Raw genomic sequence first — 6425 nt, forward strand, 5'->3', positions numbered from 1 at the left:
GGCGGATCGCCCGCCGCCCGCACCGGCTGATCCGCCGGCGGAACCGGGAGCGCCTCCCCCGCCATGAGCGGCGCCGGCCTGTCCACCCGCCCCGGCGGCTCCGCCCACGGCGCTCCCGCCACGTCCGGCGGCACTGGTGCCGGCCTGGCCCCCGGCCGCCGCGGAATGTCCGACTCCTCCACCGCGGCCGACGCCGGCAGCACTCGCGCCGGCGCGTCCAGCTCCGCCGCCCTCGCCACCGGCCGCCATGCCCGCGCCGACCCCGGCCGCGAAACCGGCCCCCGCGGCCGCCGCGGCCCCACCCAGCCGGCCACCAGGCCCGCCGGGTCCACCAGCACCCGGCCCGCCGGGACCGCCAGGTCCACCGGCACCCGGCATCCCGCCGGCCATGCCGCCACCGACGCCGCCGATGCCCCCGCCGGCCAGCCACGCCGCCCCCAGCGCCACCGCGTGCTTCGGGTGCGTGTCCACCGCCACCGGGCGACCCAGCTCCGCCGACACCAGCTGCCCCACGATCGGCATCCGCGACGAGCCGCCCACCAGCAGGACCGAGTGCAGCTCGTCCGGCGAGAGGTTGGCCGAGCGCACCGCCCGCTGCAGCGCCTCGATCGACCCGTGCAGCGCCGGCCGGACCATCGCCTCCAGCTCACCGCGGGTCAGCCGGACCTCGGTCGTCACCGACGGCAGCAGCACCGGGATCGCGGTGTCCGTGTCCGCCGACAGGGCCTCCTTCGCCGCCACGCACTCCTCGCGCAGCCGGGCCACCGCCGCGATCGCCGCCGCGTCGTCCTCGTCGAGGTCGTCGAGCTTGGTCCCCAGCGCGTTGCGGACGTGGTTGAACACCGCCGCGTCGAAGTCGATCCCGCCGAGCCGCTCGATCCCCTCGGGCTCGCCGAGGATCGCGAACCCGTTGGCCGTGCGCCGCAGGACGGCCGCGTCGAACGTGCCGCCGCCCAGGTCGTACACCGCGACCACGGCGCCGACGCCGAGCCGCTGCTCCCGCGCGTAGTTCACCGCCGCGGCCTCCGGCTCGGTGGCGAACGTGACCGACGGCAGGTCCGCCATCCGTACCGCCTGGCGCAGCAGGTCGATCTTGTACGGGCCCCAGTTCGCCGGGTGCGACACGCACACCGTCGACGGCGGCCCACCCTCCCGGGTGACCACCTCGGACACGACGGCACGCAGCAGCTGCGACATCAGCGACTCGGCCGACTGCGGAGTCCCGCCGAGCAGGATCGGCGTCGTGTCACCGAGGCGCCGCTTGAACTCGCGCGCCACGCGGTTCGGCTCGGTCAGCCCGCGTCTGTTCGCGGCCTCGCCGGTCAGGAACGTCTCGTCCTCGCGGAGCAGCACCACCGACGGGATCGCTGCGCCGCGACCGCCCAGCGACACGATCTGCGCGCGCCCGTCCCGCCACACCGCTGCCGCGGTGAACGTCGTGCCGAGGTCGATGCCGAGTGCGTACATTGCGTGCTCCGAGAGTCAGTGATGATCAATGACGGGACAGGTCTGCCAACATGCCTTCGCACGAGCGGACGGCCACCCTGGCGGCGACCGCTAGCTCGTAGGTGGTGAGCGGGTTCTCCGCGCGGCGCTGCCACCGCGTCAGCGCGTCCGTGGCCGCCGCGGTGAGCTCCTTGCCGGGCGCGTCGGACGGCAGCCGCAGCCGCTGGTGGGCCAGGCCGCCGGCGCCGCCGATCACCCGCTCCAGCTCGGCGACGACCTCCTCCTTGCCCGACACCCACCCGGAGCGCACTCCCGACAGCACCCGCAGCTCGTTGAACGGATGGGCCGACGCCACGACCGACTCGACCTCCGCGGCCACCGCGTCCGAGCCGGGCAACGTCCGCGCCCGCAACACCTCGGCCACCGCCAGCAGCGCCGAGCGGCACTTCAGTACGTCGCGCCGCTCGAAGAACAGTGAGGACAACAGGTCCTGCAGGTCGTTCAGCCCGCTGCGCTCGGCGAGCTCGCGGGCCAGGTCGGTCGCGGTGCCGGCGACGCCGCGGCGCAGCATCGTGGTCGCCAGCCGCACGCCGAACACGCCGAACCGGTCGAGCAGAGAGGTCCGCTCGAGCTCGGTGAGGCCCAGCTCCGGCCGACTCGACACGAACCGGTCGGCCGACAGCAGCAGCTCCTCCGCGTCGGGCACCTCCAGGTCCGCGACCAGGCGCAGCTGCCCGACCTCCTCCTCGGTGAGGGTCACCGCGGTCTCGGCGAGCAGGCCCGCGATCGGGATCACCGACTGCACGAGCCGCCGCACGTTCGGGTCCGCGCCGAGTCGGGACGCGACCCGCCGGGCCGACGCCATCGAGTCGAGCCGGCCGACGGCGATCTCGTCGGCCCGCGACAGCACGCCGATCGCGTTCACCGGGCTGGGCCGCGACACCTCCGAGTCGTGGAACGCGCGCAGGAACTCGACGTCGCCCGCGTGCAGGTGGCGCATCAGGTAGACGACCGCGTCGGCCGGGGTCTCCTCCTCCTCGGGCACCAGCAGGTCCCAGGTGCGCCGCGAGGCCGCCTCGGTCAGCGAGCCGATGCCCGGGGTGTCCACGAGCGTCACCGCGCGCAGCGCCTGCGCCGGCCAGGTCACGACGAGCTCCTTGACGTCCTCGGCCTTGAGCTCGCCCAGGTCGATGTCGAGCTGCCCGTTCTCGCGGGCGAACCGCAGCTGCCGCGGCGCGGCGTTGTCCAGGTGCGCACGCACCTGGTAGGTGTGGCCGTCCTCGTACCAGGTGACGATCCGGGTGCACTCGCCCGCGTCGGTCGGCGCCAGCCGCTCCCCGACGAGCGCGTTGAGCAGCGTGGACTTGCCGGCCTTGACCCGCCCCGCGACCGCGACCCGCAGCGGCTGGTCGAGCCGCTCGTGCAGCCCCGCCAGCCGCTCCGCGTACGGCGTGCCGCGATAGACGTCGAGCGAGCGGGCGAGCACCATCCGGGTGCGGTCCATGAGGGTCATTTCGCCACCGCCCCCGCGAGCTCGCGGAGGTGGCGCAGCCGCTCGAGCTCGGCGTCGACGTCCCGGAGCCGCTTGTCGCGCTCGGCCTCGGTCTTCTTCGCGGCGTCACCCGCGGCGGACAGCGCCTTGGCGTTGGACTCCTTCAGCTCCTCGGCCAGCGTGGTGTAGTGGTCGCGCAGCTCGCGCTGGACCTTGCGCAGCGTGTCCCGGGAGTCCTTGCCCGCGACGAAGGTGACCTTGTCGCAGTAGCGGCGCGCCTCGTTGCGGGCCTCGGTGCGCCGCTTCTGGATCTGCCGCTTCTTCTCCTCCTTGAGCCCGCGGTGGCCGAGCACCAGCCCGATGCCGATGCCGATCGGGCCGAGCATGATCCCCACCATGCTGCCCAGCAGGGTGAACATCATCGCGCCGCCGTAGGCGCTCTTCAGCGCCACCATGGCCTGCTTGCCCGCGCGCATCTTCTTCAGGTCGAGGTCCTCGCCGATCCCGCCGGTGTCCGCGAGCGGCGTCGGGTCGTGCACGTCGACGTGGCGGTACAGCCCGCCGGAGGCCTCGCGGAAGTGCTCGCCGACGTGCTCGCTCAGGTCGGTCGCGCGGTCGCGCAGCAGCTGGTAGTTCGTCAACAGCTCGGCGGCCGTCCGCGCCTGCAGCCACGGACCGAGCTCGGCCCAGGTGTCGGCCGGGTCGCCGGCCTCGATGGCCGCGTCGGCCTCCTTGGTGACCTCCTTGATCCGCGCGCGCAGGTCGAAGTCGATGTCGGAGGTGAGGTCGCCGATGCCGTCGGACAGCGTCTGGTTCCACTTGGCCGCGGCCGACTTCAGCGCCTCCACCCGCGACTTCACGGAGGTCAGCTCGTCGACCACCCGTTGCGCGGCGACGGGGTCGGCGAGCGCGGCCCGCTCGGCGGCGAAGGACGTCTCGAGGTGGTCGCACAGGGCGACGACCTCGGCGGCCGCCTCCCGCGCGAGCCGCTTCTCCGCGGTGCCGCCGACCTCGTCGCGGACGAGCTGGATCAGCGCGGGGAAGCCGGACTCCGTGTTGAGCCCGGTGTCGCCGTTCTTCACCGCGCGGGCCCGCAGCGCCGAGGAGACCGGGATCAGCGGGATGTCGACGCCGGCGGTGCCCAGGTGCCCGCCGTCGAGGTCGCGGATTCGCCGCCACGCCGGGTAGAAGTCGGTCTTGGTGAGCACGCAGGCCACGGTCGGGCACATCGACCGGGCGCGGTGGAGGAACTCCATCTCGCTGCGGGTCAGCTCCTGCGCGGCGCTGGTCACGAACAGGACCGCGTCGGCGAGCGAGATCGCGGCGAGGCTCGCGGCGGAGTGCGCGGAACCGAGCCCGCCGATGCCCGGGGTGTCGACGAGGACCAGGCCGGTGGCGAGGATCGTGCGCGGGAGCCGGATCTCCACGCCGGTCACCCGGGCCGGGCCGGTGGTACCGGGTTCGGTGCTCTCCACGATGTGCTGGCGCAGGTCGTTCAGCTCGACCGGCTCACGCGGGGCGTTCTCGCCCTCGCGCCACAGCTCGGCGCTCGCCGTCTCGCCGTGCCGGACGAACGTCGGCACCGCGGTGGCGGCGTCGTCGTCGACGGGGCAGATCGGCGCGCCGACGAGGGCGTTGACCAGCGAGCTCTTGCCCTGCTTGAACTCGCCCGCGATGACCACGTTGATCACCGGGTCGGCGAGCCGGCGCTTGGCTTCGGCGAGCCGGGCCCCGAGGTCCGGCCGGTCGAACACCTCGCACGCGCGCAGGCCGAGGTCCACCAGGTCCGTCGCGCGGGGGGCCGGTGCGGTGGCCGACTTGGTCATGATCGCTCCTGTGTGGACTGTCGGTCGGTCAGAACACGCCGCAGCGGGCGGTCCGGCCTGTGTCGTGTCCGGTGGATCCCGAATCCGCCGGACATGACACCGGGGCCCGGTCCTGCCCGCTCCGTGGTGTGAGGGCTACTGGGCGGCGAGGGTGTCGTCACCGCTCACCGCGGTGTCGTTGTCCTCCACGACCGCGATGTCGTTGTCCTCGTTCACCGTGATGTCGTTGTCCTCGACGATGGTCGTGTCGTTGTCCTGGACGGCCGTGACCACGTTTGTCTCGGTGTCGTTGTCCTCGACGTCGATGTCCGTGCCGCTGGCGTCGCCCTCGCCGGTCGCGATGGCCGAGCCGTCCCCCAGGGTGTTGTCGTTGACGTTGGACACGTCGCCGTCGCCGAAGTTGAACACGGTGTCCTCGGCGTCCCCGCTGACCTGGGCGGTCTGGTTGTCGTCGCCGACGACCGCGTTCTCGACGTTCCCCCCGGCGTTGACGCCGGTGTTGATGCCGGTGTTGACGCCCGTGGCGTCGCCGCCCGCCAGCACCGCGCCGTCGCCGGTGTTGGCCTGGCCGAGGTTGTCGCCGTCGATGACCTGGCTGCCGTCGCCGGTCGCCGCGTTGACCTCGACGTCGCCGAAGACGTTGCCCGTGACGTCGACGTCCACGCTCTGGTCGATGACGTTGGTGATGATCTCGTCGCCCTCGTAGGTCACCTGGGTGACGTAGTTGAGGTGCTGCACGACGTTCTCGAAGCCACCGGTGGCGCTCTGCCCGCCGGACGGCCCACCACCGCCGCCGTACCCGCTCTGCACCGCGGATCTGGTCTCCGGGGACACGGACGGGTCGGCGCATGCCGACTGCACGGCCGCCTGCATGTCTACTGCGGACAGATCGTGGTCGGTGACGCCCTGTGCGGCCAGCATCCCGTTGGGGTCCTTCGCGTACTGGGCCGCGAAGTTCCTGTCCGTCATCAGGTTGCGGATGAACTCCTGGATGAGTTCGCTGACGTTGATGGGCATCGGTTCCTCCTGGATCGGGCTGCGGCCCGGGTCTTCGTCGGGCGTGACGCCAGAGTGCGGTGGCGGGCCGCGTCCGGGCATCGGGGAGACCCCCGTGACGCAGGGGGGCCGCTAGGGGATAGATCGGAGGCTAGCCCTCGGACGTGTCGGCGAGGACACAGAAACATCCACGAATCGCCTGCACAGCGACCGAACGGAGCACCTGGCGCTCGCCCGGTCACCCAGGGTCAGAGACGATCTCCCGGAGCATCGCGAGCAGCTCCGCACGCGACCCCGCGCCGAGCTTGGCGCGGATGCGGGCGACGTGGTGCTCGACGGTCTTGGGCGCGATGTAGAGCTGCGCGCCGATCTCCTTGTGCGTGCTCCCGGCGACCACGAGCTTGGCGACGGCCAGCTCGCGCTCGGACAGGCCGCTGGCCCGGTTGGTGGCCGGCTGCGGCTCGGTAGCCGCGGACTCCGGTTCGGACAGTTCGCGAGCGCGTTCGAGCAGGCGGCGGGCGGCGGCCGGGTCGGCGGTGTGGATGGCGGCCTGACCGGCGAGCCGGGAGGCCTCCCAGGGCAGCTGCGCGGCGGCGAGGTCGTCGGTCACCGCGAGCACGGTGTCGGGCGGGGCCGCGGTGCCGGCGAGGACCTCGGCCCACAGC

5 protein-coding genes are annotated in these 6425 nt (G+C 73.2%); all 5 read right to left on the reverse strand.

Going from position 1 to position 6425, the window contains the following annotated elements:
• Window positions 1-1467: Hsp70 family protein (locus ACRDSK_RS30715; RefSeq protein WP_431444893.1), on the reverse strand; the 1467-nt coding region annotated here is incomplete at its 3' end.
• 25 nt (window positions 1468-1492) lie between these two features.
• Window positions 1493-2959, reverse strand: a complete 1467-nt coding sequence (locus ACRDSK_RS30720; protein WP_431444894.1) for a dynamin family protein — start codon at window positions 2957-2959, stop codon at window positions 1493-1495.
• Complete coding sequence (locus tag ACRDSK_RS30725) at window positions 2956-4764, reverse strand: dynamin family protein (RefSeq protein WP_431444895.1); 1809 nt, start codon at window positions 4762-4764, stop codon at window positions 2956-2958. The genes ACRDSK_RS30720 and ACRDSK_RS30725 overlap by 4 nt, the downstream gene beginning before the upstream one ends.
• Window positions 4765-4899: 135 nt before the next feature.
• Entirely contained in the window at window positions 4900-5781 is an 882-nt protein-coding gene (locus tag ACRDSK_RS30730) for a hypothetical protein (protein WP_431444896.1), read from the reverse strand.
• Between the two features lie 217 nt (window positions 5782-5998).
• Window positions 5999-6425, reverse strand: a 427-nt coding sequence (locus ACRDSK_RS30735) for a LuxR C-terminal-related transcriptional regulator (RefSeq protein WP_431444897.1), incomplete at its 5' end; no start/stop codon positions are given.

The organism is Actinophytocola sp. (assembly GCF_050699915.1).
GTDB lineage: Bacteria > Actinomycetota > Actinomycetes > Mycobacteriales > Pseudonocardiaceae > Actinophytocola.

Coding starts and splice junctions, on each gene's coding strand:
- ACRDSK_RS30720 (WP_431444894.1), bottom strand. CDS start 2,959: ATGACCCTCATGGACCGCACCCGGATGGTGCTCGCCCGCTCGCTCGAC.
- ACRDSK_RS30725 (WP_431444895.1), bottom strand. CDS start 4,764: ATGACCAAGTCGGCCACCGCACCGGCCCCCCGCGCGACGGACCTGGTG.
- ACRDSK_RS30730 (WP_431444896.1), bottom strand. CDS start 5,781: ATGCCCATCAACGTCAGCGAACTCATCCAGGAGTTCATCCGCAACCTG.